The organism is Marinobacter sp. (assembly GCF_044799475.1).
Classification (GTDB): domain Bacteria; phylum Pseudomonadota; class Gammaproteobacteria; order Pseudomonadales; family Oleiphilaceae; genus Marinobacter.
The window spans coordinates 107,821-132,894 of record NZ_CP085217.1 but is presented as its reverse complement, the minus strand read 5'-3'; the positions used below and the strand labels follow the sequence as shown (position 1 = coordinate 132,894).

At 59.7% G+C, this 25,074-nt stretch carries 22 protein-coding genes; 18 read left to right on the top strand and 4 right to left on the bottom strand.

Annotated elements, in window-relative coordinates; all coding sequences use genetic code 11:
• The first annotated feature begins 82 nt into the window (after nucleotides 1-82).
• From LG327_RS00620 to LG327_RS00580, 9 genes are read left to right on the top strand one after another with little or no spacing between them, the layout of a single operon-like run.
• Nucleotides 83-580 carry a Na+/H+ antiporter subunit E gene (locus LG327_RS00620; protein WP_404364748.1) on the top strand — a complete coding sequence of 166 codons (498 nt, stop codon included), beginning with the start codon at nucleotides 83-85 and terminating at the stop codon, nucleotides 578-580.
• Entirely contained in the window at nucleotides 580-882 is a 303-nt protein-coding gene (locus tag LG327_RS00615; RefSeq protein WP_404364746.1) for a monovalent cation/H+ antiporter complex subunit F, read from the top strand. The genes LG327_RS00620 and LG327_RS00615 overlap by 1 nt, the downstream gene beginning before the upstream one ends.
• Nucleotides 875-1,195 (top strand): cation:proton antiporter, encoded by a 321-nt coding sequence (locus tag LG327_RS00610; protein WP_404364744.1) that lies wholly within the window; start codon nucleotides 875-877, stop codon nucleotides 1,193-1,195. The genes LG327_RS00615 and LG327_RS00610 overlap by 8 nt, the downstream gene beginning before the upstream one ends.
• The gene (locus tag LG327_RS00605) at nucleotides 1,188-1,469 is read left to right on the top strand and encodes a Na(+)/H(+) antiporter subunit B (RefSeq protein ID WP_404364742.1); all 282 of its coding nucleotides are present in this window, start codon (nucleotides 1,188-1,190) and stop codon (nucleotides 1,467-1,469) included. Before LG327_RS00610 ends, LG327_RS00605 begins: the two co-directional genes overlap by 8 nt.
• Nucleotides 1,466-2,167, top strand: coding sequence for an MnhB domain-containing protein (locus LG327_RS00600; RefSeq protein ID WP_404364740.1), 702 nt, complete (start codon nucleotides 1,466-1,468; stop codon nucleotides 2,165-2,167). Before LG327_RS00605 ends, LG327_RS00600 begins: the two co-directional genes overlap by 4 nt.
• Nucleotides 2,164-2,514: an NADH-quinone oxidoreductase subunit K gene (locus LG327_RS00595; RefSeq protein WP_404364738.1), complete on the top strand. Its 351-nt coding sequence runs from the start codon at nucleotides 2,164-2,166 to the stop codon at nucleotides 2,512-2,514. Before LG327_RS00600 ends, LG327_RS00595 begins: the two co-directional genes overlap by 4 nt.
• Nucleotides 2,511-3,980 carry a complex I subunit 5 family protein gene (locus LG327_RS00590; RefSeq protein ID WP_404364736.1) on the top strand — a complete coding sequence of 490 codons (1,470 nt, stop codon included), beginning with the start codon at nucleotides 2,511-2,513 and terminating at the stop codon, nucleotides 3,978-3,980. Before LG327_RS00595 ends, LG327_RS00590 begins: the two co-directional genes overlap by 4 nt.
• A complete protein-coding gene (locus tag LG327_RS00585; protein ID WP_404364734.1) occupies nucleotides 3,977-5,473 on the top strand; it encodes a complex I subunit 5 family protein in 1,497 nt (498 codons plus the stop codon). The genes LG327_RS00590 and LG327_RS00585 overlap by 4 nt, the downstream gene beginning before the upstream one ends.
• The gene (locus LG327_RS00580; RefSeq protein ID WP_404364733.1) at nucleotides 5,470-7,194 is read left to right on the top strand and encodes a complex I subunit 5 family protein; all 1,725 of its coding nucleotides are present in this window, start codon (nucleotides 5,470-5,472) and stop codon (nucleotides 7,192-7,194) included. The genes LG327_RS00585 and LG327_RS00580 overlap by 4 nt, the downstream gene beginning before the upstream one ends.
• Here the strand turns inward: LG327_RS00580 and LG327_RS00575 are convergent.
• Nucleotides 7,191-7,334: a DUF2256 domain-containing protein gene (locus tag LG327_RS00575; protein ID WP_404364731.1), complete on the bottom strand. Its 144-nt coding sequence runs from the start codon at nucleotides 7,332-7,334 to the stop codon at nucleotides 7,191-7,193. The genes LG327_RS00580 and LG327_RS00575 overlap by 4 nt on opposite strands.
• A 71-nt stretch (nucleotides 7,335-7,405) precedes the next feature.
• On the opposite strand from LG327_RS00575, the gene LG327_RS00570 reads away from it, so the two are divergent.
• Entirely contained in the window at nucleotides 7,406-9,094 is a 1,689-nt protein-coding gene (locus tag LG327_RS00570) for an HAD family hydrolase (RefSeq protein ID WP_404364729.1), read from the top strand.
• Between the two features lie 26 nt (nucleotides 9,095-9,120).
• Nucleotides 9,121-9,720, top strand: coding sequence for a DUF2845 domain-containing protein (locus LG327_RS00565; RefSeq protein WP_404364727.1), 600 nt, complete (start codon nucleotides 9,121-9,123; stop codon nucleotides 9,718-9,720).
• Between the two features lie 21 nt (nucleotides 9,721-9,741).
• On the opposite strand, the gene LG327_RS00560 is transcribed toward LG327_RS00565, so the two are convergent.
• A complete protein-coding gene (locus tag LG327_RS00560) occupies nucleotides 9,742-11,274 on the bottom strand; it encodes a cryptochrome/photolyase family protein (RefSeq protein ID WP_404364725.1) in 1,533 nt (510 codons plus the stop codon).
• A 212-nt stretch (nucleotides 11,275-11,486) separates the two neighbouring features.
• Here LG327_RS00560 and hemN point away from each other — a divergent pair, with 212 nt between their 5' ends.
• Nucleotides 11,487-12,902, top strand: a complete 1,416-nt coding sequence (gene hemN / locus LG327_RS00555) for an oxygen-independent coproporphyrinogen III oxidase (RefSeq protein ID WP_404364723.1) — start codon at nucleotides 11,487-11,489, stop codon at nucleotides 12,900-12,902.
• Nucleotides 12,903-13,285: 383 nt separating this feature from the next.
• Nucleotides 13,286-13,723: an RrF2 family transcriptional regulator gene (locus LG327_RS00550; protein ID WP_404364721.1), complete on the top strand. Its 438-nt coding sequence runs from the start codon at nucleotides 13,286-13,288 to the stop codon at nucleotides 13,721-13,723.
• A gap of 65 nt (nucleotides 13,724-13,788) precedes the next feature.
• Here the strand turns inward: LG327_RS00550 and narL are convergent, their stop codons facing one another.
• The gene (gene narL, locus LG327_RS00545; RefSeq protein ID WP_404364720.1) at nucleotides 13,789-14,442 is read right to left on the bottom strand and encodes a two-component system response regulator NarL; all 654 of its coding nucleotides are present in this window, start codon (nucleotides 14,440-14,442) and stop codon (nucleotides 13,789-13,791) included.
• Nucleotides 14,443-14,445: 3 nt separating this feature from the next.
• Complete coding sequence (locus LG327_RS00540) at nucleotides 14,446-16,323, bottom strand: histidine kinase (protein ID WP_404364718.1); 1,878 nt, start codon at nucleotides 16,321-16,323, stop codon at nucleotides 14,446-14,448.
• 228 nt (nucleotides 16,324-16,551) lie between these two features.
• Between LG327_RS00540 and LG327_RS00535 the strand changes: the two genes are divergently transcribed.
• The 5 genes from LG327_RS00535 (at nucleotide 16,552) to narI (ending at nucleotide 25,000) form a co-directional block, all read left to right on the top strand.
• On the top strand, nucleotides 16,552-17,838 hold the full coding sequence (locus LG327_RS00535; RefSeq protein ID WP_404364716.1) for a nitrate/nitrite transporter: 1,287 nt from the start codon (nucleotides 16,552-16,554) through the stop codon (nucleotides 17,836-17,838).
• A 392-nt stretch (nucleotides 17,839-18,230) separates the two neighbouring features.
• Nucleotides 18,231-21,980: a nitrate reductase subunit alpha gene (locus LG327_RS00530; RefSeq protein WP_404364714.1), complete on the top strand. Its 3,750-nt coding sequence runs from the start codon at nucleotides 18,231-18,233 to the stop codon at nucleotides 21,978-21,980.
• Complete coding sequence (gene narH, locus LG327_RS00525; protein WP_404364712.1) at nucleotides 21,977-23,554, top strand: nitrate reductase subunit beta; 1,578 nt, start codon at nucleotides 21,977-21,979, stop codon at nucleotides 23,552-23,554. The genes LG327_RS00530 and narH overlap by 4 nt, the downstream gene beginning before the upstream one ends.
• Nucleotides 23,555-23,564: 10 nt before the next feature.
• A complete protein-coding gene (gene narJ, locus LG327_RS00520; protein ID WP_404364710.1) occupies nucleotides 23,565-24,302 on the top strand; it encodes a nitrate reductase molybdenum cofactor assembly chaperone in 738 nt (245 codons plus the stop codon).
• A gap of 20 nt (nucleotides 24,303-24,322) precedes the next feature.
• Nucleotides 24,323-25,000, top strand: a complete 678-nt coding sequence (gene narI, locus LG327_RS00515; protein WP_404364708.1) for a respiratory nitrate reductase subunit gamma — start codon at nucleotides 24,323-24,325, stop codon at nucleotides 24,998-25,000.
• The last annotated feature ends 74 nt before the right edge of the window (nucleotides 25,001-25,074 follow it).

The window sequence follows — 25,074 nt, the reverse complement described above, 5'->3', positions numbered from 1 at the left end:
CACCTGTGATAATCTGCTTCAGCAGCCTGATTCGCGATGAATGTTTGCAGGTCGCGACTGTAAAACACTTGCCGGAGGCCCTGTGTTCAAATTCAGAACTACAGTGTTACGTTTGCTGGTGCTGTACTTCATCTGGTGGATTCTGACAGCCGCAGACTCCGGGGGAACCTGGTTTGGCCTGGCGGTCAGCCTGCTGGTGGCAGTGGTTTCGATGAGGCTTTTTCCGCCCTCGCCATACCGGCTCCGACTCTCTGGAATTCTCGCCTTTGGCGGCTATTTCATGGCTCAGTCTGTGCTTGCCGGTCTTGATGTGGCCCGCAGGCTCATCAACCCCCGGTTGCCGATGCACCCCGGTATGGTCACCGTGACCACAGCGCTGCCGGAGCAGGGCCCCCGCTGGCTGCTTGCCAACACCCTTTCCCTGATGCCGGGCACCCTCACTGTCACCATTCACGACAACCAGCTGGGTCTGCATTGCCTTGATACAACCCTGGACATAGAGCGGGGCGTTCGTCGTACCGAGCGATATCTGGCCCGGGCTTTCGGTATGGACGTTCCAGTCCCGGGAGGGCAGGGCTGATGGGGCTCGTGCTGAACCTCGTTGCCGGGTTTCTGCTGCTGACGCTTCTGATGGGACTTGTACGCATCTGGTATGGGCCGACCTCAGCCGACCGGATGCTGGCCTCCCAGCTGTTTGGCTCAACCGGAGTGGCCCTTCTGCTGGTTCTCGCGGAAGCTCAGGCCATGCCCTCCCTCCGGGACGTGGCGATTACGCTTGCGGTCCTCTCTGTGCTCGCGGTGGCAGCCTTTGTCACCAGAGTGGTAAGGCTTGACCAGCCGGCCGCCGGAGGCAGGCAAAAACGCGGGAATGTCCATGACTGAAACTCTGGTCTTTCTTTTTCAGACGCTTCTGCTGGTGCTGGGCTGCCTGTTCTTTGCCGTGGGCACTCTGGGCCTCTTCCGTTTTCCCGACACACTGTGCCGCATTCATGCGCTCACCAAGGTAGACAACCTGGGTCTTGGATTTATTGCCCTGGGTTTGCTGCCCATGGTGCCGTCACCTGCGACTGGTCTGAAGATTGTTTTGATCTGGCTGGTGGTAATGGCGGCCAGCGCCACCTCGGCACATCTGGTTGCGCGGGCCGTTCAGCTGCGGGAAGGAGCAGAACCGGGCGGGGAGGTCACAGATGACTGAGTGGTTTCTGGATGCCCTGCTGGTGTCTGCGCTGGTGGCCACCGCCGTAGCTGCTCTGTGGTCCCGGGACCTGTTTCGGGCGGTGATTGTGTTTATTGCTTTCGGGCTTTTGATGGCCGTGGCCTGGGTGCGTCTGCAGGCGCCGGATATTGCTCTGGCTGAGGCCGCCATTGGTGCCGGTCTGACCGGCGTGCTGCTGCTGGACGCGGTCGGCCATTTCCGCCGTGGCCGGACAGGGGGTGACGGAGACGGAGATGGAGATGGCCCCCCATGAGCCGGCTTTCAGGATTTTTTTCTGTGCTTCTGCCATGCGCGGTCTTTGTGCTGGTGCTGGGCGGTGCCATCTGGACCATTGCCGGCAATCAGGTAGCAACGGGGCTGCCCGACCTGCTGACGGCAAATCTGAAGCGCAGCGGTGTCGAGCACCCCGTTACGGCAGTTCTGCTGAATTTCCGCGGATACGACACCCTGCTGGAGATCGGCGTGCTTGTGATAGCCGGTGTCACCGGGGTCTCCATGGCAAAAACCGCTTCTCTTGAGGACCCTGGATTCCGCACCGCGGATCCGCTTCTGTATGCGCTGCAGCGCTGGTTCGTGCCGCTGATGCTGGTGCTGGCCGGCTATCTGCTGTGGGCTGGCGCTGACCGTCCTGGCGGCGCCTTTCAGGCCGGAGCGGTGCTGGCAGCGACGGGTGTTCTGATGCGTCTGGGCGGCCTGCCGATGGCATTCCTGCGTCCCGGCTTCCTGCTCAGGGCTGGCCTCGCGCTGGGATTTGGCGTGTTCCTGATCGTAGCTGTGGCCAGTGCCGTGGTCGGGGACGCATTCCTGGCTTATCCGTCAGGCGTAATCCATGCCCTCATCCTCATCATTGAAACCGCACTGACCTTCTCCATAGCCATGATATTGCTGGCGCTGTTCGTTTCTGCGCCGGTCAACGAGGCCCTGGACCCGGACGAAGGAAACCCACCATGACGGTACCTTTGCTGTATGCCTTCGCGGGAGCGATGCTCTGGGGCATTGGTCTGTTTGGCTTTATCCGTCTGGCGCACCTTCTGCGCCGGCTCATCGCTTTCAACCTTACAGGGTCGGGTACCTTTCTGGTGCTTGTGGGTCTGGCCCAGCACCGGGGCGAAGCGGATCCTGTGCCCCAGGCGCTGGTACTGACCGGGATCGTGGTGGCCATTGCGGCGACGGCACTGGCGGTAGTCCTGATACGTCGATACTTCTATCTGACGGGGCGAACGGATCTCGATGCATCTGATGAGTCGCCAGAAAGGGCGCAGAACCCTGAGCCGGGCCGGGAGGATGGTCAGGTATGAAGGAATGGCTGATGGCCGGCCTTCTTTTCACGCCGCTGGCCTGGGCTGTGGCATCGCTGTTGCTGGATTTTCGTCTGGGGCGCCTGGTGACATGGCTGGGCATAGTGGTGCAGCTGGCGGTTTCCCTGGGGTTATGGCTGGTGGTGGCGGAAGAGGGTGGTTTTCACTATGCGCTCGGAGGGTGGGGCGCCCCCCTGGGTATCGAGCTCCGCGTCGATGGCCTTGCCGTTACCTTCGTCCTGCTCACAGCGACAGTGGCAAGCGCCTGCGGCTGTCATGCTGGCGCCTACCTGGATCCCGACAAGGACTGGCACCGCTACTTCTGGCCGCTGTTCTGGTTTCTGTGGGCCGGCCTGAATGGGGTCTGGCTCGGGGCAGACCTGTTCAACCTGTACGTGGGGCTGGAGCTGATCAGTCTCGCCGCCATCGGCCTGATCGCGCTGGGTGGCGAAGGGGAGGCGCTGCGGGCCGCCCTGCGCTATCTGCTGGCAGCCCTGATGGGATCCATGGCCTATCTGCTGGGCGTAGCGCTGCTGTATGGCCAGTTCGGCATACTTTCGGTGACGGGAATCGAGAGATTGCTGACCGATACGCCTCAACTGGCAGGCGCTGGCATGGCCCTGGCACTCATGCTTTCTGGTCTGGCGCTGAAAAGCGCGCTGTTTCCCCTTCACGGATGGTTGCCGCCGGCTCACAGTCATGCCAGATCCCCGGTTAGCGCGTTGCTGTCGGCACTGGTGATCAAGGCCTCCTTTTACATTGCGGCCCGGTTATGGCTGGCCTTTGGTGACCAGCTGGGTTCCATGGCCATGGCGCAGTTTCTGGGAGCGCTGGGTGGCGCCGCTGTAATCTGGGGAAGCTGGCTGGCCTGTGTGCAGCCTCGTCTGAAGCAGGTTGTGGCTTACTCTTCGGTCGCCCAGATTGGGTACCTCTTCCTGCTTTTCCCGTTAACACTTGGTGTAAGCGATGCCGTCTCGCTTCAGGCGCAGCAGGGTATTACGCTGCAGGTGATAAGCCACGCTCTGGCCAAGGCGGCGATGTTTCTCGCCGCGGGCAATCTGATACTGTCCATAGGCAGCAATCGGGTGGATGCCCTGGCCGGGGTCAGCCATTTCCTGCCATTTTCCCTGTTTTCCTTTGGCCTGGCGGGTGTCTCCCTCATGGGACTGCCCCCGAGCGGCGGCTTTGCAGCCAAATGGATGCTGCTGCAGGCCAGTCTTGCCAGCGGTCAGTGGTGGTGGGCGCTGGTATTGCTGGTTGGTGGCCTGCTGACGGCGGTCTACGTGTTCCGTATCTACCGGGCCTCCTTCGTGGAGCAGGATGGTCTGAGTGAATTCTATTATCCGCCCCGTCGGCTGGAAGTGGTGCCCATGATCCTGGCGCTTCTGGCGCTGGGCATGGCTCTGGTGGTGGAACCCATGCTGTCGATTATGGGGATACCTCTGGCAGTGGAGGTGGTTCCATGAGTTTCAATACTCTCCTCCCTGTTTTTGCGCTGATGACCTCGCTGCTGGCCTCGGTGATCATTTTTTCACTGCCGGAACAGCGCCACGGTCTGCGAACCACGGTGAACCTGCTGGCGGCGGGGCTGAAGCTGGTTCTCGTATGCATCATGGTCTGGGGCGTATTCCACGGGGAGGAATACCGGGCGGACTTTACCATGCTGCCGGGAGTCACCTTTGTCCTCAAGGCGGATGCCCTGTCGGTGATGTTTGCGGGGTTGTCAGCGGTTCTGTGGTTGCTGACGACCGTCTATGCCGTGGGCTATCTGGAGGACTCTCCCAATCGCAGCCGGTTTTTCGGTTTCTTCAGCCTCTGTGTGGCCAGCACCATGGGGATTGCCCTTGCGGGTAACCTGTTCACCTTTTTTCTGTTCTACGAAATGCTGACACTTTCCACCTATCCGCTGGTGGTGCATCGGGGCTCTCCTGCGGCCCTTCGCGCCGGCCGCAATTACATAATCTATACGCTTACCGGCGGCGCGGTGCTGCTGCTTGCCATCGCCTGGCTGCAGGGCCTGGTGGGGAGCCTTGAGTTCCAGGCAGGGGGACATTTTGCCGGTTTGGATCCCGCTATCCACGGCCAGCTGAGCATTGTTTTCATCCTGCTGATCGCCGCACTGGGGGTAAAGGCAGCCATCTTTCCCCTTCACGGCTGGCTTCCCCAGGCCATGGTTGCGCCGGCTCCGGTGAGCGCTCTCCTGCATGCGGTCGCCGTGGTGAAAGCCGGCGCATTCGGAATTGTGCGGGTGGTCTATGACATTTATGGCATTGAATTCAGTGCAGGTCTGGGGTTGCTTGAGCCTCTGGCCTGGCTGGCCGCCTTCACCATTATTTATGGCTCGATGCGGGCGCTGTGGCAGACCGACCTGAAGCGCCGCCTGGCATTCTCCACCATCAGCCAGGTGTCCTACATAATCCTGGGCATTACTCTGTTGGGACCCGTGGGAACGGCCGGAGGACTGGTGCACCTGCTGCACCAGGGCATCATGAAGATCACGCTATTCTTCTGCGCTGGTAACTACGCCGAGACCCTGGGGGTGCACAGGGTAGATGAGCTGGATGGCGCTGGCCGGCGCATGCCCGCCACCTCCGTGGCTTTCACCATCGGGGCTTTCGGTATGATCGGCGCCCCGCCGCTGGCCGGATTTATCACCAAGTGGACGCTGGGCGAGGGCGCCCTTGCGGCAGGCATGGCCTGGGCGATTCCGGTGCTTCTTCTGAGCAGCCTGCTGAACGCTGCCTATTTTCTGCCTGTGGTTCATCGGCTCTGGTTCCGGGCTGCAGCCGCAGACTGGCCGGCAGAACGGACCTGGGGGAGGCTGGAAACCCATGGCTGGCTTTTCTGGCCGCCGGTGATCACCGCTGTGATGACAGTGGGGGTGGGCGTATTGGCGTCCCTGCCTTTCAGCCCGCTCTCCTGGGCCGAGCTGATTGCCGAAAGGGAGTTCCTGCCATGAGTCCGCTGATGCTGGCCGCGATGGCAAGCGTGCTGCTGCCGCTGCTGTTTCCGCTGGTTGGCGCATTACCGGGCGGGGGGAGAAGCATGCGTTATGGTCTGCCCCTGCTGCCGCTGCCGGCGCTTGCTCTCGCCCTTTTTACTGAGCCCGGGTGGCAGCTCGAGCTGCCCTACCTGCTTACTGGTGCCGTCTGGACAATGGATGACCTGCGGCGTCTGTTCCTCCTGCTGACGGCCACACTCTGGACAGTCGCGGGTGTATTTGCGGCCGGTTACCTGAAGCCCGGTCACCTCCGCAGCTTCTGCGTTTTCTGGGGACTGACTCTCGCCGGCAATCTGGGCCTCACCATCTCCGGAGATGTTGCCAGTTTTTACAGTTTCTTTGCCCTGATGACCTTCGCCGGTTACGGCCTGGTGATCCATGAACGGAACAGGGAGGCGCTCAGGGCAGGGCGCATCTATCTGATCATGGCCCTGCTGGGCGAAGTCACCCTGTTGGCGGGCCTGATGATGGCTGCGGCGACTGCCGATAGTATGATTCTGCAGGAGCTGCCATCAGCCATCGGCGGCTCTCCCCAGCGGGATATCATGGTGGGCCTTTTGCTGGCCGGTTTCGGGGTAAAAGCCGGACTTCCGCTGCTGCATTTCTGGTTACCCCTGGCGCATCCGGTGGCGCCCACGCCGGCCAGCGCGGTACTCAGCGGAGCGATGATCAAGGCCGGCCTGCTGGGCTGGCTGGTTGTGCTGCCCTTTGGCGAGGCGGCGCTTCCGAGCTGGGGTCTGGTTATGGTGATCGCGGGAACTCTTGCCTCCCTGGGGGCGGCGGCCATTGGCCTGTGCCAGTCGCAGCCCAAGGCGGTGCTGGCCTATTCCAGTATCAGCCAGATGGGCCTCATGACCATGATAGTCGGGGTGGCTCTGGCAGAGCCCCGGCGTGCCGGAATACTGCTGCCAGTCATTGGCCTTTATGCCCTGCATCACGGCCTGGCCAAAGGCAGCCTGTTTCTCTCGGCAGGAGTGTCTTTGTCGGCCAACCCGTCTCATCGCGCTCTGGCCTGGATCATGATTGCCCTGCCAGGGCTTTCCCTGGCGGGTCTGCCTTTTACCAGTGGTGCCCTCGCAAAGCTGGCGATGAAGTCCGGGCTGAGTCCCGCAGCGCTGAATTTCCCCGTGGCGACGGCTCTTGCTCCGATTATGACCGCCGGCGCCATCGCCACGCTGCTGCTGGTGCTGCGCTACTTCTGGACACAGTCCAGGGTGGCGAATCGCGGTCACAATCCCCCTCTGGTCCTGGCGGGCTGGCTGCTCGCCACGCTCACAAGTCTGGTTCTTTTCTGGTGGATGCCCTGGCACGCCAGCAGCCTGGTTGAAGCGCCGGTCTGGATACCGTCCCTCGAACAACTCTGGCGGCTGTTGTGGCCAATGCTGATCGCCCTTTGCCTGACAGGGATCGCGCTGTGGCTGGGGAGGACCGGCCCGGGCATCCCGCCCGGAGATGGCATTGTCTGGCTCGAAGGGCTGGCCCGGGGTATCACTGCGAGCCTCGCGGCAGGCCCGAAGACCGGAAGCGCAGGGCCCGGCGTTTTGAGCGGAGCGGAGCCAGTCCGCTGGCGGAAAATCCCCGATTGTGTTTACCCGTGGTTGCAGGAGGGAGAAAAACAGCTGAGGCGGAGTGCAGCCCTGGTGCTTGCCATGCTGGTGCTGCTCCTGGCCTTCTTCTAACCTGTGCTCCCTCTGGCGCGTCTGCACCGTTCGCTGCAGTAGCGGACATTTTCCCAGTCTTTTGCCCATTTTTTGCGCCAGGTGAACGGCTTCTGACAGATCGGGCAGGTTTTGGAAGGCAAAGCTGGTTTTTTGTGCATGGTCCCGAAATACGTTTAACTGAGGATAGGTCTTCCCTTTTTACGTCCGTTTCTCCACAGGAGACCCCTTGATGGCGCGATTTTCCGATTCGATTCCTGTGCCCTCGGCACTGCTGTTCGACTGGCATGGCACCCTGGTGGACACCCATGACGCCATGTTCAGTGCCATGGAAGAAATGCTCCCCCAACTTGAGGAACTTGGGCTGGTGGAGCGGCTACTGCCGGAGGATCAATGCAAGACTCCGGACGACGCCCGCCTGGTGCGCTATATCCGTATTTTCCGCCGCCTGCACCCTCGAATACTGGCGGAGCGCCGGGTGTCCCGTACTGACATTTTCAATGCAATCTTCGGCGATGACCGGGAAGCCAGGATGATCGCCCACGAGGCCTACAACAGGGCCTACCGGAAGTTTTTCGGAAAAGTGAAGCCCTTTCAGGAAGGGGTTTATGAGTATCTGAAGGCCTGCCGCAACCTGGGCATCCGCCTTGTGGTGGCTACCAACCGGAACCGGGAGTTTCTGGAGCAGGAGCTGAGCACCGTGGACAACGGCCGCTGGCAGGACCTGTTCGACGCTACCGTCTGCGCGGATGACGTTACCCATTACAAGCCCGATCCGGAGATCATCCTGCGGGCTCTTGAAAAACTTTCCCTGCCGACGGATGGCTCGGCATGGTATCTGGGCGACAGCTACGTGGACATGATCACAGCCAATCATGCGGATGTGATCCCGGTCTTCTATAACGGGGCCAGTTGGGAACACAGCCGGATAGACGGCTGGTTCAGCCGCCGGGACAGGCCCAGTGCAATTCTCGACAGCTTTGATGATCTGATGGATTGCCTCGAGTTACTGGAGCGCCGCAACCCCGGTGCCTTTGACTGCAGACTGGAGGAAGTGCGCCCGCCACATTATCCGAGACCCAGCCCCCCGGAACCCCGGCAGGAGCCGGACTGGCACCCGGCGGTGGCGAAACTTGTGCGTCCCGCGGTGGTGCTGTTCGACTGGCATGCCACCCTGGTGGACACCCTGGATGCCATGTACCACGCGGTTGATGACATGCTGCCGGAGTTTAACGAGTTGCAGTTGATGGACCGGATGGTAATCCCGGAGGACAGCAAAACGCCGGAAGATGCAAAGCTGGTTGCCTATGTGCGGGAGTTCGCGAAGCTCCACCCCAAGGTGAAGGCAGACCGCAAGATTTCCCGCACCGACATTTTTGAAGTGCTGTTCGGAGACGATGAGGAGGCCAAACGCGTGGCCCATCTGGCGTTCAACAGACACTACCGGAATCACTATGGCACGGTGGCGGCCTTCGAGCCCCGGGTGCAGGCGGTTCTCGAGGGCCTGCACAAACTGGAGATCCGGGTTGGTGTGATTACCAATCGTGACAGGGAGTTCTTCGAGCATGAGCTGGCTGCGGTGGATGGAACGGGCTGGACCCACCTGTTTGAGACCAGTGTCTGCGGTGATGACACTGCCCTGAGAAAGCCCCATCCGGACCAGCTCCTGTTGGCGGCAGAAAAGCTGGGCTATCCTGCGGACCCCAGTGTCTGGTATGTGGGAGACAGCACCACGGACATGATCGCCGCCAAGCGGGCGGGCATGACGGCCGTGTTTTTCAACGGCGCCCAGTGGGATCTGCCCTGGCTCCACAGGATTTTTCCCGGCACCCGCCGGCACCCGGACAAGCCTGACGTGGTGGTAAACGATTTTTCGGAGTTCTGGGCGCTGGTGCTGGCCTGCGAGGTGGGGCCGGCCTGATCAGCCGAAAATCCGAGGGGGATTTTATGCAACTGTCAGTACACGGCCCGTTTACCGGCACCAGCTCCCGTACATGGCTGACCGTGGCTGTGCTGGTCAGCATGCTCATTGCCTCCTTCTGCGCCGAGGCGGCATTCCGCTGCGGAAGACACCTTGTGGAAAAAGGCCACTGGAAAGTTGAGGTGAGAGAGCGCTGTGGAGACCCGGATTACATCGCCACCTACCCCACCGCCACACTGCCGGGAATTGGCGTGACCGGTGAGCTGGAGCACTGGTACTACAACCCGGGGCCGCAGGGGTTCATTCGCCGGCTGGAGTTCCGGGACGGCAAACTCCGCCGTGATGAAAGCATGGGTTATGGCTTCCGCGGGGAAAGCGCCGGCCCCTGTACGCCCGCGGTAATAAATGAAGGGATGAGCGAGTTTGAACTCATCGCGCACTGCGGCGAGCCTCTTTCCCGGCGGGTGGAGTGGCGGTCACTGTCCCCTGGCCACGGCCATGTCGGCCATCGTGTGGTCCCCGTGCAGGAATGGCTCTACGGCTTTGGTGAGAACCGGTTCCGTCGCGTGATTACCCTGAAAAACGGTACGGTCACCGACATGGAGTCAGTTGACAAGCCCGGGTAAGAAGCTGCCCGCCGCTGGCTTTCACAGCTTTTCGATATTGCTAAGTAGCCAGTCCCCTCTGGCAATCAGCGCCTCCCGCCGGGCCGGCTTCTGTTTTTCCCAGTTCCGGTACATCATTCCCATCCGTGGATTGCTGGCGAATCTGTCCCGGTGCCGGTCGATGAAATGCCAGTAAAGGGCATTGAACGGGCAGGCGTCTTCTTCTGTTGCTCTGGTGACGCTGTATTTGCAGTTGCCGCAGTAGTCCGACATGCGGTTGATGTATTTTCCGCTGGCGGCGTAGGGCTTGGAACCCAGGTATCCGCCATCGGCATGCATCACCATGCCCAGGGTGTTGGGCAGTTCCACCCAGTCGTAGGCGTCTACATAAACCCCCAGATACCAGTCGCAGATTTCCTCCGGGACGATGCCGGCTAGCAGTGCAAAGTTGCCGGTTACCATGAGGCGCTGGATGTGATGGGCGTAGCCATTGCGCCAGGTGCTGCCAATGGCCTGTTCCATGCACCGCATACCGGTTTTGCCGGTCCAGTAGAAACCGGGCAGGGCGCGTTTGTTTTCCAGCCGGTTTTCCCCGGCGTAATCCGGCATATTCATCCAGTAGATGCCCCGCACGAACTCCCGCCAGCCGATGATCTGGCGGATGAATCCCTCTACCGCGTTCAGTGGCGCCTGATTCGAGTAATAGCATTGCACCACCGCCTCGCATACCGGCACCGGCTCCAGCAGCCCGCTGTTCAGGTAAGGGGACAGGATGGAGTGAAACAGCCAGTCCTCCTTGTCGGACATGGCGTCCTGGTAATCACCGAAGCAGGGCAGGGCATATTCAAGGAAATGCTCCAGGGCCGATTCCGCATCCCCGCGGGTAACGGCAAAATGAAAGTCATCGGTGGTACCAAAATGATCAGGGAAGGCGTTATTCACGTCCCGGATTACCTCCCGGGTTATGGCGTCCGGCTCAACGCGGAAAGGAACGGGAACTGGCTGCTTTCCGGTCCATTTCTTCCGGTTATCACTGTCAAAGTTCCACTTTCCTCCCTCTGGTTGACCATCCGGGGTCATCAGCAGCCTGGTCTTGCGTCGCATTTCCCGGTAGAAAAATTCCATCCTGAGCTGCTTGCGGCCTTCTGCCCAGTCAGCGAATTCTGCCTTTGTGGCAACAAAACGGTTATCCGGTCGGATTTCCACCTGCATCCCCAGTTTTTCGTGCCACTGACGGATCTGGCTGTCCAGCCGCCATTCTCCGCACTCCGTGGTGACCAGCCGCTCCGGCTTCTGTTTGTCTGCAAGGCCCGTCACCACGTCGAGCAGGGACCCGGCGTCGCTTTCCGGGTCGTAGCGGTGGTAGTGGACCTGCCATCCCTGATCTTTCAGTTCATCGGCAAAGTGGCGCATCGCACTGAACAGCAGGACCAGTTTCTTTTTGTGGTGGTTGGCGTAGCTTGCCTCGGCGTGTACTTCCGCCATGACCACCAGATCCTGTTCCGGGTCAGCATCCTGCAGAGCGCTGATGTCCGGCGACAGCTGGTCACCGAGTATGAGAATGAGACTGGCCATTGGCTTTTCCTGCTATTTCCGCGGCACGAGGTGCCTCTTTGGTGGTAGTGAAAGTACGCCACCGGGTGGAGGGTGGTTCAGGTGTCGCCGTGATACTTTGGCAGCACGCTGTTTCAGCAGGCTTTCGAGGCTGAAACTGATCCGGGTCAAGGGTGGCCAATGCCACCGCCTTTATAATCCGGGAGTTGTTTTCTGCTTACACAGGTATTGCCATGACTGCCGCCCCTGATCGAACCATTGTCCAGCCTGAATCCCCGTTTGTATGGGACGAAGCACTGATCCGGCGCTATGACCTGAGTGGCCCTCGTTATACCTCCTATCCCACTGCGGTGGAATTCACTGCGGACTATACCGCCGCTGACATGGCCGAAGATGTAATCCGAAGCAGGCAGAGCGGCCGGGACCTGTCGCTTTATACCCATCTGCCTTTCTGCGCTCACCTCTGTTACTACTGCGCCTGCAACAAAGTGATCACCAAAAAGCGGGACAAGGCACTGCCCTATGTGGAGCGGGTACTGCAGGAAGCCGCAATCCAGTCCGGGCTATATGGTCCGGAGCGGCTGGTAAAACAGCTGCACTGGGGCGGCGGCACCCCCACCTTCCTGCCCCGGGAAGTCATGCAGACGCTGATGGCGGGTTACCGGGACATGTTCAACCTGGCGTCCGATGAAAACAGGGACTTCAGCGTTGAAATCGACCCCAGGGAAGTGGCCGACGATACCCTTGCCACCCTCTGGGAACTGGGCTTCAACCGCATCAGCCTGGGGGTGCAGGATCTCAATCCGGTGGTCCAGAAGGCGGTGAACCGGATCCAGCCCCAGGCCATGACCCAGGCCGTGCTGAGTGAAGCGCGACGGCTGGGTTTTGGCTCCATCAACCTGGACCTGATTTACGGCCTGCCACACCAGACCCCGGCAAGTTTTGCCGAAACCCTGGAACACGTGATTGAAATGTCGCCGGACCGGCTGTCCGTGTTCAGCTATGCCCATCTGCCCAGCCGCTTCTATCCCCAGACGCGGATAAAAGGGGACACCCTGCCATCCCCGGCGGACAAGCTGACGATTCTCCACAATACCATCAACCGTCTGCTGGAGGCCGGCTACCAGTACATCGGCATGGATCACTTCGCCAAACCCGATGACAGTCTCGCCATTGCCCAGCGTGAAGGCCGGCTGCATCGCAACTTCCAGGGCTACACCACCCACAGTGACTGCGACCTGGTATCCCTGGGTGTGTCCGCCATCGGCCAGACCGAAGACGCCTATTTCCAGAACGATCATGACCTGCCGGGTTATGAGGCCAGAATGGACGCTGGCGAACTGGCCACTATCCGGGGCGTACGGCTTGGCCGGGATGACCGGATCCGGCGCTGGGTTATCGGGCAGCTCATCTGTCAGTTCAGTCTCGAGCGCGGGGATTTTCAACGCCAGTTTGATGAAGATTTCAACCGCTATTTTGCCGACGAGCTGAGACGGATCCGCCCGATGATCAGCGACGGCCTGATGAGGGACAGCGGTGACAGGCTGGAAGTTCTGGCTCCCGGCCGGCTGCTGATCCGCGCTATCTGCCAGATTTTCGATGCCTACCGCAAAGAAGGTGCCAGCCAGAGATTTTCCCGGATTATCTAGGCCCCTCAATTACTTCCCTCCCGCCTTCTGTAATATCCGGCGACATGCTGGCAATCTGGTCAGCGAACAGGCATTCTTGTTGAATCTTTTGCTTGCTGTCGTGGCTTAATCAGCCTTGTGCCGCATAATTAATTCATATTTTTGCACAGATAATATATTTTTAAATTCAGTGGGTTATCTGTGTAATCGCGAAACTGGAAATAAAAGTGGTATCCAGAGAGCCATTTTGCTGTTTTGTACGTAACGCATATTTGATAACATCAATTTGAACCTAGGGCATATTTTTTCAGGACATTCTGGCACGCCGGTAATCCTGGACAGATCGCCAAGAGAAGGCCGCAGTGACTGGTCTTCATTTGTATTCTGCCGACTGGAGCACGCCAATGCATGTCACCCGTTACACCGATTACTCCGTAAGGGTGTTGATGTACCTTGCGGTGCACCCCGGACATCTCACCACCATTCAGGAAATCGCGGACAGCTACAAGATTTCCAAGAATCACCTGATGAAAGTGGTGCATCAGCTCAACCGGAAAGGCTATGTTGAGACAGTAAGGGGCAAGAACGGCGGCCTCAAACTGAACATGGAACCCCGAAATATCAATATAGGCGTACTTGTCCGTGAAACCGAGCAGGATCTTCAGCTGGTGGAGTGCTTCTCATCCGACAAGAGTTGCGTGATTTCGCCGGTATGTGGCCTGAAGGGTATGTTTGCGGAGGCGCTGAGTGCCTTCCTCATGGCCCTTGATCAGCACACGCTTGAAGACCTGCTTCCTGACCGGCACCAGCCTCAGCTTATGCGGCTTCTGCAGATCGCCTGATCGCCGGCTTGTGGCAAGCGACGTCCCGGAGCCAGCTCCGGGACGTCGTGCTGTTGATTTTCTGTTTAACGGTGCAGCCCTTCCTCCACCGCCCAGACTGCAACCTCCACCCGTGATCTCAGATTGAGCTTCTTCAGAAGGTGCTTCACATGCACTTTCACGGTGCCATCACTGATGTCCAGTCGCCTGCCGATCATCTTGTTGGAAAGACCATCCGCGATCAGCTTGAGAATATCCCGTTCACGGGGCGTCAGTGATTCGTAATCTGCCCGCACCACTTCGGGCTTCTGGCTTCGAAGGGCCTGGGCAAGCAGGGTGGTCAGCCGTTCACTGATCACCATGCGCCCCACTGCTGCCTGATGAAGCTGGCGCAGAAGGTCTTCCGGCTCCATGTCCTTGAGCAGGTAGCCATCGGCACCTGCCCGCAGCGCCGCTACCACGTCATCCTCGTGGTCCGATACCGTAAAGATGATAATGCGGGCACTGACGTTTTCAGCACGGAGTATCCGGAGGGTCTCAATCCCGTTGACTTCCGGCATGTTCAGGTCGAGCAGGATCAGGTCCGGTTCAAGCTCCAGGGCACGGCTGACGCCATCGGCTGAGTTGCTGGCTTCTCCCACCACCTCCATGTCGTCCTCCATTTCGATCAATTGCTTGATGCCCTGGCGGAGCAGGGGGTGATCATCAATCAAAAGAATACTGGCAGGTGTTTCCGACATGGGTTAGCTCTCCTCGCTAATGGTGGATTCCGAATGGGACTGGCTGGTAATCAGGTGGCGGCTGGTGGGTACAAATGCAAGTTCCACCACTACCCCGCCTTGCTCCCGATTGCGCACTGAGAGCCGGCCGCCCAGCGTGCGGGCACGGTCATTCATGATGATCAGGCCATAGTGTTGTGGTGGCTGGCCGGTATCAGGCAGGCCCTTGCCGTTGTCCGATATGGTGGCCTCCACCCTCGGAGACACAAAGGTGACTGAAACCTCGACCCAGGTTGGCTCAGCGTGCTTGACGGCGTTGGCCAGAGCCTCCCGGATGATCTGCAGGACGTGGATTTCCTCGTTCGCAGACAGTATCTGGGGGGGCAGCTGATAAGTCAGTTGCACCGGATTCTGCAGCCGTTCGCTGAACTCCACAACCGTTTCCTTCAGGGCCGTCCCCAGGTCTGGGGTGTCCAGCTTGAGCCGGAAGGTGGTTAACAGCTCCCGCAACTGGCGATAGGCGCTATTCAGGCCAGTGCTCAGTTCATCCAGTATGTCGCTGTGGCGGCTGGCGTTATCCGGTGTTATTTCCAGCCTGCGCAGACGCGCCACCTGCATCTTGAGATAGGACAGCGATTGAGCCAGCGAATCGTGAAGCTCCCGGGCGATTACCGCCCTTTCTTCCGCCAGCGTCAGGCGCTGCTCTTCGGTCATCTGCCGTTGCAGGAAGATGGCCGTGGCAAGCTGGTCAGTCAGCGTTTCCAGGAGATGCCGGGATGTCTCCGGCAGCTTGTGATCACCAGGGTACCATGCCTCGAGGGTTCCAAGCAGGGAGTTGCCTGTGCGGATGGGCAATAAAAGACGTCGGTCGTCGCTGCCCTCTCCGGGAGAATCCTCCATTGCATGGGGTGACACCAGGCAGGCATTGCAGTCGTGGTCGCGGCAGTAATAGGGCCGCGCTTTTGTCGCTGTGGTCAGGGCTTCCACGGGCTCCGGTGAATTTTTGTCGTGAAGGAACAGACGGATGGGACCAATTCCCAATAGCTCCTCCAGGTTATGCAGAAGGGGCATGGCACCGGCGCACAAATCACCAGTGCTGTAGAGAGAGCGGCTGGCGCTGTGGAGAAGCTGAAGCGCCGCATGGCTTCGTTCAAGTTCACGGGTTTTCTCGGTGGCCTCGGTTTCAAGATTCCGATAGCTGATGGCCAGCTGGCTGGTCATCTGGTCAAACGCCATTCCCAGACGGCTGAGCTCGTCCTCTCCATGCAGTCCGGAGCGCTGGCTGAAGTCTTTTCTGGCCACGGCCTGGGCGATTCCCAATAATCGATTCAGGGGACGGACAACCCGGTTCTTGGTATCGAAGAAAAGAGCGATAATAACCAGCACCGTGATGGCCAGGCTTGTAATCTGCACCAGGTTCATCAGCTGGATCCGTGCTTCCGTGCGCTGCTCCATGAGGCTCACCAGGGTTTCAATTTTCCCCACCAGGGTGCTCACCTGCTCTCGCACAAGTTCTGGTGAGACCGATGGTGGAGCCTGCCGGAAAAGCGGCTTCAGGTCGCTCTCCCAGAAATCGGAGATGGCGCTGTGCTGCTGTGCCAGGGGATGGTCAGGACTTGAAGGCAGGGCTTCAATCAGGGCACCGTTGCCGAGGCGTTCCGAGAAGCGATCAAGCGTTTTCTCCCAGGCGGTGGACCCGGATATTTCGGCCGGCTCCAGCCGCTGCCATTGTGCCAGCATCTGAAAGCTCTGCATCCTGAGGGAGCCGGCCACATTGATGGCCGTAGCACTGCCCTGGATACTGCCGGAAACAGCCAGTGAAACGACGATATTGATCAGCGCCACGATACTTATGGCCGCGACTACGGCGCCCACGCGCCGCACCAGGGAATTTCGGAGCATTCACGCACCTTTTGCATGAGAAAGATGGCAATGCCCTCGTCAGCATTGCTATCCGCTATGGTAACAAGGCTGTGCCGCAATCCCTAGCCTTACGAGCGGGTGGTCGTATCTCCAGAGAGGTAGGCGCGTACCTCTGTTGTTGCTCCTCCGTATGACCTTTTGACCCTCGTTTATGCCTGATAAACACTTGGGCAATACCAAATCAACACCCTGAGACGGGAAAAAGGGATGAGCGCCAACCACCCGGCACCGTCACCGGCGGCCGATACTTCGCTGACAGTTGTTCTGCCGCTGGCCTTTGTCGCGGTCTTCATGGCGTTCGCCTGCTGGACCCTGCTGGCTGTGATGGGGGTGCACCTCAAGGAGACGCTTGCCCTGACGAGTACCGCCTTCGGTCTGCTGCTGGCAACGCCGGTTCTGGTTGGCGGCCTTATGGCTATCCCCCTTGGGCTGGCGGTGCAGGCCTTTGGTGCACGGAAGGTGATCATCGGCTGTCTTGCCGGCCTCAGTCTCGTCCTGACATCGCTGATGCTGGTGGAAAGCTACCTCGGCCTGCTCTTTGTGGCAGGAGGGCTTGGTCTTTCTGTCGGGCTCTTTATCAGTGGTCTGAACTATGTTGTGAGTCACAGTCCCACCAGCCGGATGGGCCTTGCTCTTGGATGCTGTGGTTCCGGAATGAGCGGCGCGGCCTTCAGCTATCTGGCGGTTCCCCTGATTCACGAAGCCTACAGCTGGCAGGCAGCACCCCTGGCCTACGTGCTGGTGCTCTGTCTGACGATGGTGCTCATCCTGTTGCTGACTGATCCGGACCCTCCTTCCGGGTGGAATCCGGAACTCAGGCAGTCGATCAAAGCCCTCCATCGCTCCCACCTCAGTGCTTTCGGTCTCAATTACAGTGTCCTGTTCGGGGGCTTTATGGCCCTTGCCCTCTGGCTGCCGGACTATCTTTCCGCCCACTATGGTATTCCCCTTCGCCAGTCCGCGAGCCTGGCCATGATGTTTATCCTTCCCGGCGCCCTTGCCCAGATCGGCGGCGGCTGGCTGGCGGACAGGGCAGGGCCACGCCACGTTCTCCGCTGGTCTATGCTGGCGTGCCTGCTGGCCCTTCTGGTGCTGTCCTATCCTCCCATGAGTCTGTCGGTCAGAGGCATAGACGAGATTTACATCATCGAATTCCGGCTTCCCCTGACGGTGGCCATGGGGCTTCTGATCCTGCTGAGCGGCGTCATGGGGATAGGTCTTGGCAGCCTTTTGCGACAGCTTTACGACATTTTCCCCAACACTGTCGGCATCGCCGCTGGTGCAACTCTCCTTATGGCCTGCATGGCTGCCTTCACGCTGCCTTTACTGTTTGGCGTAGCGAATGATCTCGTTGGCGTCCGCAACATCGCTTTCATGCTCCTGTTTGGAATGACCCTTGTGGCCCTGGTTGTCTCTGAATGGGCAGGACGTATCGAAGAGCGTCAGCGCATCATGGAAGAAACCCGGCAGTTGACGGAGAAAACCCTGGGCTGACCTTTCTGATCTGTTCCCTTTTTGAATCTCCCCGTCATTTGGCGTTAATACCGAGGACCAAAAGAGTAAGCGGACAGGTCTTTCCGGAACCGTCCGGAGCCAGGGATGGCGGAGGCCGAGCGTACCGGGATGCATTTACAGCGTGTTCTGGAAAGACCTGTCCGTTTACGAAGGCACGGACCATCAGGCTGCCTATCCCCTCACTTTTCCTTTCCTGAATTCGAGCTATCCCCTTGGTGGTAGACCCCGGCTATCTCGGGGTAACCATGCAGATTCCGTGGGTTTTATCCCGGAGAATGACGGTTAACGGAATGGGCACTGGCGCGGGGTTTCGGATCCTTTGCCAGAGTCCCTGATCCTTAGCGTCCGGCGAGAGACCACGGAGTACGACCATGAGTCATTTGATCGATAAACTGAGCTATTTCAGAAAAAAGCGTGAGTCGTTTTCCAACGGCCACGGCGAAACCCACGATGTAAACCGCGACTGGGAAGACGGCTACCGCCAGCGCTGGCAGCACGACAAGGTTGTGCGCTCCACCCACGGCGTAAACTGTACCGGCTCCTGTAGCTGGAAAATCTACGTGAAGAATGGCCTGGTCACCTGGGAAACCCAGCAGACAGACTACCCCCGTACCCGTCCGGATCTGCCCAACCATGAGCCCCGTGGCTGCCCCCGTGGCGCCAGCTACTCATGGTATATGTACAGCGCAAACCGCCTGAAGTACCCCCTGATGCGCAAGCATCTGATGAAGCTCTGGCGGGCGGCAAAGGCTGAAGAAGCGGACCCGGTAAAAGCCTGGGCTTCCATCGTTGAAGACCCGGCAAAGACCGCCGAATACAAGCCCCGCCGCGGAATGGGTGGTTTTGTCCGCTCCAGCTGGGACGAAGTCAACGAGCTGATTGGCGCCGCCAACGTCTACACCGCCAAAAAGCACGGCCCGGACCGGATTTTCGGCTTCTCGCCAATCCCCGCCATGTCCATGATTTCCTACGCTGCCGGCAGCCGCTATCTGTCGCTGATCGGCGGCGTCTGCATGAGCTTCTACGACTGGTACTGTGACCTGCCACCAGCTTCCCCCATGACCTGGGGTGAGCAGACCGATGTGCCGGAATCCGCGGACTGGTACAACAGCGGCTATATCATCGCCTGGGGCTCCAACGTACCCCAGACCCGTACCCCGGATGCCCACTTCTTCACCGAGGTGCGTTACAAGGGTACCAAGACGGTCGCCATTACTCCGGACTATGCGGAAGTCTCCAAACTGTCCGACGAGTGGCTGAACCCCAAGCAGGGCACAGACGCGGCGCTGGGCATGGCCATGGGTCATGTCATCCTCAAAGAATTCCATATTGACAATCCCAGCGCCTACTTTACGGATTATGTCCGCCGCTACACCGACATGCCCTATCTGGTCATGCTGGAGTCCCGGGAAGACGGCAGCTATGCGCCGGGCCGATTCCTGCGGGCAAGTGACCTGGTGGATACCGCTGGAGAGAGTAACAACCCGGAATGGAAAACCATCGCCATTGACGAAGACAGCAACGAGCTGGTGGCACCCAATGGCACCATCGGCTTCCGCTGGGGCGAAAAGGGCAAGTGGAACCTGAAACAGAATGCCGGCGAGAGCCAGGGCGAGCACAAGCTGCGCCTGTCTCTGGTGGAAAGCCATGACGAAGTTGTGGATGTCGCGTTCCCGTATTTCGGGGGCATCGCCCATGAGCACTTCCCGCATGTGGAAGGCAAGGACATCCTCATCCACAAGCTGCCCAGCCGCAAGGTGGAGCTGGCCAATGGTGAAAGCGGCCATCTGGTCACCGTGTTTGATCTGATGATCGCCAACTACGGCATCAGCCGTAACCTGGGTGAAGACGACGGCGCCACCGATTTTGACCAGGTCCGGCCGTATACCCCGGCGTGGCAGGAGGGCATTACCGGTGTGCCCCGGGACAAGGTCATCCGCATTGCCCGTGAGTTCGCCGACAACGCCCACAAGACGAAGGGCCGCTCCATGGTCATCGTCGGCGCCGGCATGAACCACTGGTATCACATGGACATGAACTACCGTGGCCTGATCAACATGCTGATCATGTGCGGCTGCGTGGGGCAGAGCGGTGGTGGCTGGGCACACTACGTGGGCCAGGAAAAGCTGCGGCCCCAGACTGGCTGGCAGCCGCTGGCCTTTGGCCTGGACTGGCAGCGCCCACCGAGGCAGATGAACTCCACTTCCTTCTTCTATGCCCACTCTGGCCAGTGGCGTTACGAGAAGCTGGGTGTGGACGAAATCCTGTCCCCGCTGGCGGACAAGAAGCGCTTTGGTGGCAGCCTGATCGACTACAACGTGCGCTCCGAACGCATGGGGTGGCTGCCGTCTGCGCCCCAGCTCAACCGCAATCCGCTGGGCATCGCCGCCGAGGCTGAAAAGGCCGGTATGGAGGTGTCCGACTATGTTGCAAAGAGCCTGAAGGACGGTTCCCTGGCATTCGCCTGTGAAGATCCGGAAGCACCCCAGAACCACCCCCGCAACATGTTCATCTGGCGCTCCAACCTCCTTGGCTCCTCCGGCAAGGGCCATGAGTACATGCTCAAATACCTGCTGGGCACCAAAAACGGCCTGCAGGGCAAGGACCTTGGCGAAGAGGGAGGCGTCAAGCCGGAAGAGGTGGTCTGGCACGACAAGGCGCCGGAAGGCAAGCTGGACCTGCTGGTAACCCTCGATTTCCGCATGTCCACCACCTGTCTGTATTCGGACGTGGTGCTGCCAACGGCTACCTGGTATGAGAAAGACGATCTCAATACCTCCGACATGCACCCGTTCATTCACCCCCTGACGGCAGCCACCGACCCGGCCTGGGAGGCCCGCAGTGACTGGGAAATCTACAAGGGCATCGCAAAATCCTTCTCAAAGGCGGCCGTTGGGCACCTGGGCAAGGAAAAGGACGTGGTCACCCTGCCCCTGCTGCACGATGCGCCGGCCGAGCTCGGCCAGCCCATTGATGTGAAGGACTGGAAAAAGGGCGAATGCGACCTGATTCCCGGCAAGACTGCTCCGAGCTTTGTCACCGTTGAGCGGGACTACCCTAACACCTACGCCCGCTTTACTGCGCTGGGGCCGCTGCTGGAGAAGCTGGGTAACGGTGGCAAGGGCATCAGCTGGAATACCGATAATGAGGTGAAATTCCTGCGGGCCCTGAATCACGAGCACCGGGAAGGAGCCAATGCTGGCATGGCCAGGATCGAGTCCGCCATCGATGCGGCGGAAGTGATCCTGTCACTGGCACCGGAAACCAACGGCCAGGTGGCGGTGAAGGCCTGGAAGGCGCTGTCAGAGTTTACCGGCCTGGATCACAGCCACCTGGCACTGCCCAAGGAAGACGAAAAGATCCGCTTCCGGGATGTAGTGGCCCAGCCCCGCAAGATCATATCCAGCCCCACCTGGTCCGGTCTCGAAGACGAGCATGTGTCCTACAGCGCCGGTTACACCAACGTCCATGAGCTGATTCCCTGGCGCACCCTGACCGGCCGTCAGCAGTTCTATCAGGATCACGAGTGGATGCGGGCCTTCGGGGAAAGCCTGCTGGTGTACCGGCCGCCCATCAACACCAAGACAACAGCCTCCATGCTGGGCAAGAAGCCTAACGGCAACCCGGAAAAGGCGATGAACTGGATAACACCGCACCAGAAGTGGGGTATTCACAGTACCTACAGTGACAACCTGCTGATGCTGACCCTGTCCCGTGGTGGCCCCATCGTGTGGATGAGCGAAGACGACGCCGTCGAGATAGGCGTGGTGGACAACGACTGGATCGAGCTGTTCAACGTCAACGGTGCCATTGCGGCCCGGGCCGTGGTGAGCCAGCGGGTCATGCCGGGGATGGTGATGATGTATCACGCCCAGGAACGCCTGGTGAACATTCCGGGTTCGGAAGTCACCGGCACCCGGGGTGGGATCCACAACTCGGTCACCCGGGTCTGCCCCAAGCCGACCCACATGATTGGCGGCTACGCCCAGCAGTCCTACGGGTTCAACTACTACGGAACCGTCGGCTCAAACCGCGACGAGTTCGTGGTAATCCGCAAGATGCATCGCATCGACTGGCTGGATGGCGAAGGCAATGACACCGTACAGGAGGCTGTAAAATGAAGATTCGTTCCCAGGTCGGCATGGTGCTGAACCTCGACAAGTGTATCGGTTGTCACACCTGTTCGGTCACCTGCAAAAACGTATGGACCAGCCGCGAAGGCATGGAATACGCATGGTTCAACAACGTCGAAACCAAGCCGGGTATCGGCTATCCCAAGGAATGGGAAAACCAGGAGAAGTGGAAGGGCGGCTGGATCCGTGACACCAAAGGCAAGATCCAGCCCCGCATTGGCGGCCGCTTCCGGGTACTGGCGAACATCTTCGCCAACCCGGATCTGCCGGAAATCGACGACTACTACGAGCCGTTCGATTTCGACTACCAGCACCTGCACACCGCCGGTGACAGCAAGCATCAGCCCATCGCACGGCCGCGCTCGCTGATCTCCGGGGAGCGCATGCAGAAGATCGAGTGGGGTCCCAACTGGGAGGAGATCCTCGGCACCGAATTTGCCAAGCGCCGCAAGGACAAAAACTTCGACCAGATCCAGGCCGACATCTATGGACAGTTCGAAAGCACGTTCATGATGTATCTGCCCAGGCTGTGCGAGCACTGCCTCAATCCGAGTTGCGTGGCTTCCTGTCCGAGTGGTGCCATCTACAAGCGGGAAGAGGACGGCATTGTCCTGATCGATCAGGACAAGTGCCGGGGGTGGCGCATGTGCGTCAGCGGCTGCCCCTACAAGAAGATTTACTACAACTGGAAAACCGGCAAGTCCGAGAAGTGCATCTTCTGCTATCCGCGAATCGAAGCGGGCATGCCCACCATCTGTTCGGAAACCTGTGTTGGCCGCATCCGTTACCTGGGTGTCCTGCTTTATGACGCTGACCGCATCGAAGAAGTGGCCAGCGCGCCGGGTGAGCATGAGCTGTACGAACGGCAGCTGGAGATCTTCCTGGACCCATTCGATCCCAAGGTGATTGAGCAGGCCCGCAAGGATGGCATCCCGGACAATGTTCTCAAGGCGGCCCAGGAATCCCCGGTATACAAAATGGCGGTGGACTGGAAGCTGGCTCTGCCGCTGCACCCGGAATACCGCACCCTGCCCATGGTCTGGTATGTGCCGCCCCTGTCACCGATCCAGTCAGCCGCTGAGGCCGGCAAGGTCCGTTTCAACGGTGTGCTGCCTGATATCGAGAGTCTGCGGATACCGGTCAAATACCTGGCCAACCTGCTGACTGCCGGTGACGAGAAGCCTGTGATAAGAGCCCTCAAGCGGATCATGGCCATGCGTCAGTACAAGCGTGCCGAAACCGTGGAAGGGGTGGAAGACCTTAGCGCTCTGGAAGAAGCCGGACTGACAAAGGCCCAGGCAGACGACATGTATCGGTACCTGGCTATCGCGAATTACGAGGACCGTTTCGTGATTCCCACCGGCCACCGGGAACTGGCGAAAGAAGCGTTTCCGGACGCCACAGCCCACGCCGAGCGTAACGGCTGCGGCTTCAGCTTCGGTAATGGCTGCAGTGGTGGGGACAGTGAGTTCAGCCTTTTCGGCGGACGCAAGCAGACTACCACCATGGTCAAGAAGCTGGCCACGGTGCATCAGGTCGACCCCAAACAGCTGCAGGAATAAGGACAGGACAATGATGCTACTTAGAGTAATGGCGCGGCTGCTGGACTACCCCACCGCCGAGCTGCAGGAAGCCAGGGACGCACTGGTAACGGGGGTGCTGGAAGATCAGCGCCTCCCCACCGCCCAGAAACAGGGACTGCTGCGCTGCATTGAGATGCTGTGCGAGGGCGACCTGATGGATCACCAGGAAAACTACGTGGGCATGTTCGACCGTGGCAGATCCCTGTCTCTGCTGCTGTTCGAGCATGTACACGGAGAGTCCCGGGACCGGGGCCAGGCCATGGTGGACCTGATGGAAACCTACAACAGGGCAGGGCTTGAGATTGATGCCCGGGAATTGCCGGACTACCTGCCCCTGTTCCTGGAATACCTGTCGATGCGGCCCTGGGAAGAAGTCCAGAACTGGCTGGAAGACATTCACCACATTCTCGGGCTGCTCGCCGAACGGCTGTTCCAGCGTGAGAGCATTTATCAGTCGGTGTTCGAATCCCTGCTGACTCTGGCAGGCCGGGCACCTGATCGCCAGGAACTGGCAGCGATCGTGGCGTCGGAAGAGCGGGACGACACCCCCGAGGCGCTGGACAAGGTCTGGGAGGAAGAAATGGTGAAGTTTGTTGATGATCAGGGGGGCTCCTGCGGCACCAGCGATGTAATTGGAAAGCGCCGGCGCGAGCTGGAACAGAGCCAGACCATTCACCTGAGTGATCAGCTGATAACAGATGCCGGCCATGCGGCCGGGCGTGCCTGAGGGCAGAGGAGGTTACTGTGATGAACTATCTCAATACATTGCTGTTCGGGGTCTTCCCCTACATCGCGCTGGCGGTGTTCCTGATCGGTTGCTGGACGCGTTACGATCACGGCCAGTTCACCTGGCGTGCCGGCTCCAGCCAGATGCTGCGCAAGAAAAACATGCGCATGGCCAGTGTGATGTTCCATGTCGGGATCATTGTGATCTTCTTTGGTCACCTGGTGGGTCTGCTGACTCCACACTGGGCCTATGAGCCCTTCATGACTCCGGGCACCAAGCAGATTCTGGCCATCACCGTGGGCGGGATTGCCGGTGTCTTCTGTCTGATCGGCGGGGCAATGCTGTTTTTCCGCCGCATCACGGATCCCCGGATCCGGGCCAGCAGCACAGTCGGGGACGTTCTGATCATCGCGCTGCTGACGGCTCAGGTGGCTCTTGGTCTGCTGACCATCCTGCCCACCCTGGGACACCTGGATGGCTCCACCATGCTGCTGTTCTCTTCCTGGGCCCAGGGCATCTTCACCTTTGACGCCCGCGCTGCGAGCTACATCGCCGAAGTGCACTGGATCTACAAGACCCACATCTTCCTGGGACTGCTGATCTTCCTGATCTTCCCGTTCACCCGCCTGGTGCACATGTTCAGCGTACCCCTGGAGTACTTCACCAGGAATGCGCAGGTGGTGCGCAAGCGGGCCTGAGTGGCCGCCACGGCAGGGGTCAGATCAAGCCTGATCTGACCCCTGTCTGAAAATCTGTCCGCGGCAAATAAATT

What these genes read in the sequence shown, in the direction of transcription:
- LG327_RS00540 (WP_404364718.1), bottom strand. Translation starts at nt 16,323, where the DNA reads ATGCTCCGAAATTCCCTGGTGCGGCGCGTGGGCGCCGTAGTCGCGGCC.
- LG327_RS00580 (WP_404364733.1), top strand. Translation starts at nt 5,470, where the DNA reads ATGAGTCCGCTGATGCTGGCCGCGATGGCAAGCGTGCTGCTGCCGCTG.
- narI (WP_404364708.1), top strand. Translation starts at nt 24,323, where the DNA reads ATGAACTATCTCAATACATTGCTGTTCGGGGTCTTCCCCTACATCGCG.
- LG327_RS00590 (WP_404364736.1), top strand. Translation starts at nt 2,511, where the DNA reads ATGAAGGAATGGCTGATGGCCGGCCTTCTTTTCACGCCGCTGGCCTGG.
- LG327_RS00610 (WP_404364744.1), top strand. Translation starts at nt 875, where the DNA reads ATGACTGAAACTCTGGTCTTTCTTTTTCAGACGCTTCTGCTGGTGCTG.
- narH (WP_404364712.1), top strand. Translation starts at nt 21,977, where the DNA reads ATGAAGATTCGTTCCCAGGTCGGCATGGTGCTGAACCTCGACAAGTGT.
- LG327_RS00585 (WP_404364734.1), top strand. Translation starts at nt 3,977, where the DNA reads ATGAGTTTCAATACTCTCCTCCCTGTTTTTGCGCTGATGACCTCGCTG.
- LG327_RS00615 (WP_404364746.1), top strand. Translation starts at nt 580, where the DNA reads ATGGGGCTCGTGCTGAACCTCGTTGCCGGGTTTCTGCTGCTGACGCTT.
- LG327_RS00565 (WP_404364727.1), top strand. Translation starts at nt 9,121, where the DNA reads ATGCAACTGTCAGTACACGGCCCGTTTACCGGCACCAGCTCCCGTACA.
- narJ (WP_404364710.1), top strand. Translation starts at nt 23,565, where the DNA reads ATGATGCTACTTAGAGTAATGGCGCGGCTGCTGGACTACCCCACCGCC.
- LG327_RS00550 (WP_404364721.1), top strand. Translation starts at nt 13,286, where the DNA reads ATGCATGTCACCCGTTACACCGATTACTCCGTAAGGGTGTTGATGTAC.
- LG327_RS00575 (WP_404364731.1), bottom strand. Translation starts at nt 7,334, where the DNA reads ATGCACAAAAAACCAGCTTTGCCTTCCAAAACCTGCCCGATCTGTCAG.
- LG327_RS00535 (WP_404364716.1), top strand. Translation starts at nt 16,552, where the DNA reads ATGAGCGCCAACCACCCGGCACCGTCACCGGCGGCCGATACTTCGCTG.
- narL (WP_404364720.1), bottom strand. Translation starts at nt 14,442, where the DNA reads ATGTCGGAAACACCTGCCAGTATTCTTTTGATTGATGATCACCCCCTG.
- LG327_RS00595 (WP_404364738.1), top strand. Translation starts at nt 2,164, where the DNA reads ATGACGGTACCTTTGCTGTATGCCTTCGCGGGAGCGATGCTCTGGGGC.
- LG327_RS00600 (WP_404364740.1), top strand. Translation starts at nt 1,466, where the DNA reads ATGAGCCGGCTTTCAGGATTTTTTTCTGTGCTTCTGCCATGCGCGGTC.
- hemN (WP_404364723.1), top strand. Translation starts at nt 11,487, where the DNA reads ATGACTGCCGCCCCTGATCGAACCATTGTCCAGCCTGAATCCCCGTTT.
- LG327_RS00605 (WP_404364742.1), top strand. Translation starts at nt 1,188, where the DNA reads ATGACTGAGTGGTTTCTGGATGCCCTGCTGGTGTCTGCGCTGGTGGCC.
- LG327_RS00570 (WP_404364729.1), top strand. Translation starts at nt 7,406, where the DNA reads ATGGCGCGATTTTCCGATTCGATTCCTGTGCCCTCGGCACTGCTGTTC.
- LG327_RS00560 (WP_404364725.1), bottom strand. Translation starts at nt 11,274, where the DNA reads ATGGCCAGTCTCATTCTCATACTCGGTGACCAGCTGTCGCCGGACATC.
- LG327_RS00530 (WP_404364714.1), top strand. Translation starts at nt 18,231, where the DNA reads ATGAGTCATTTGATCGATAAACTGAGCTATTTCAGAAAAAAGCGTGAG.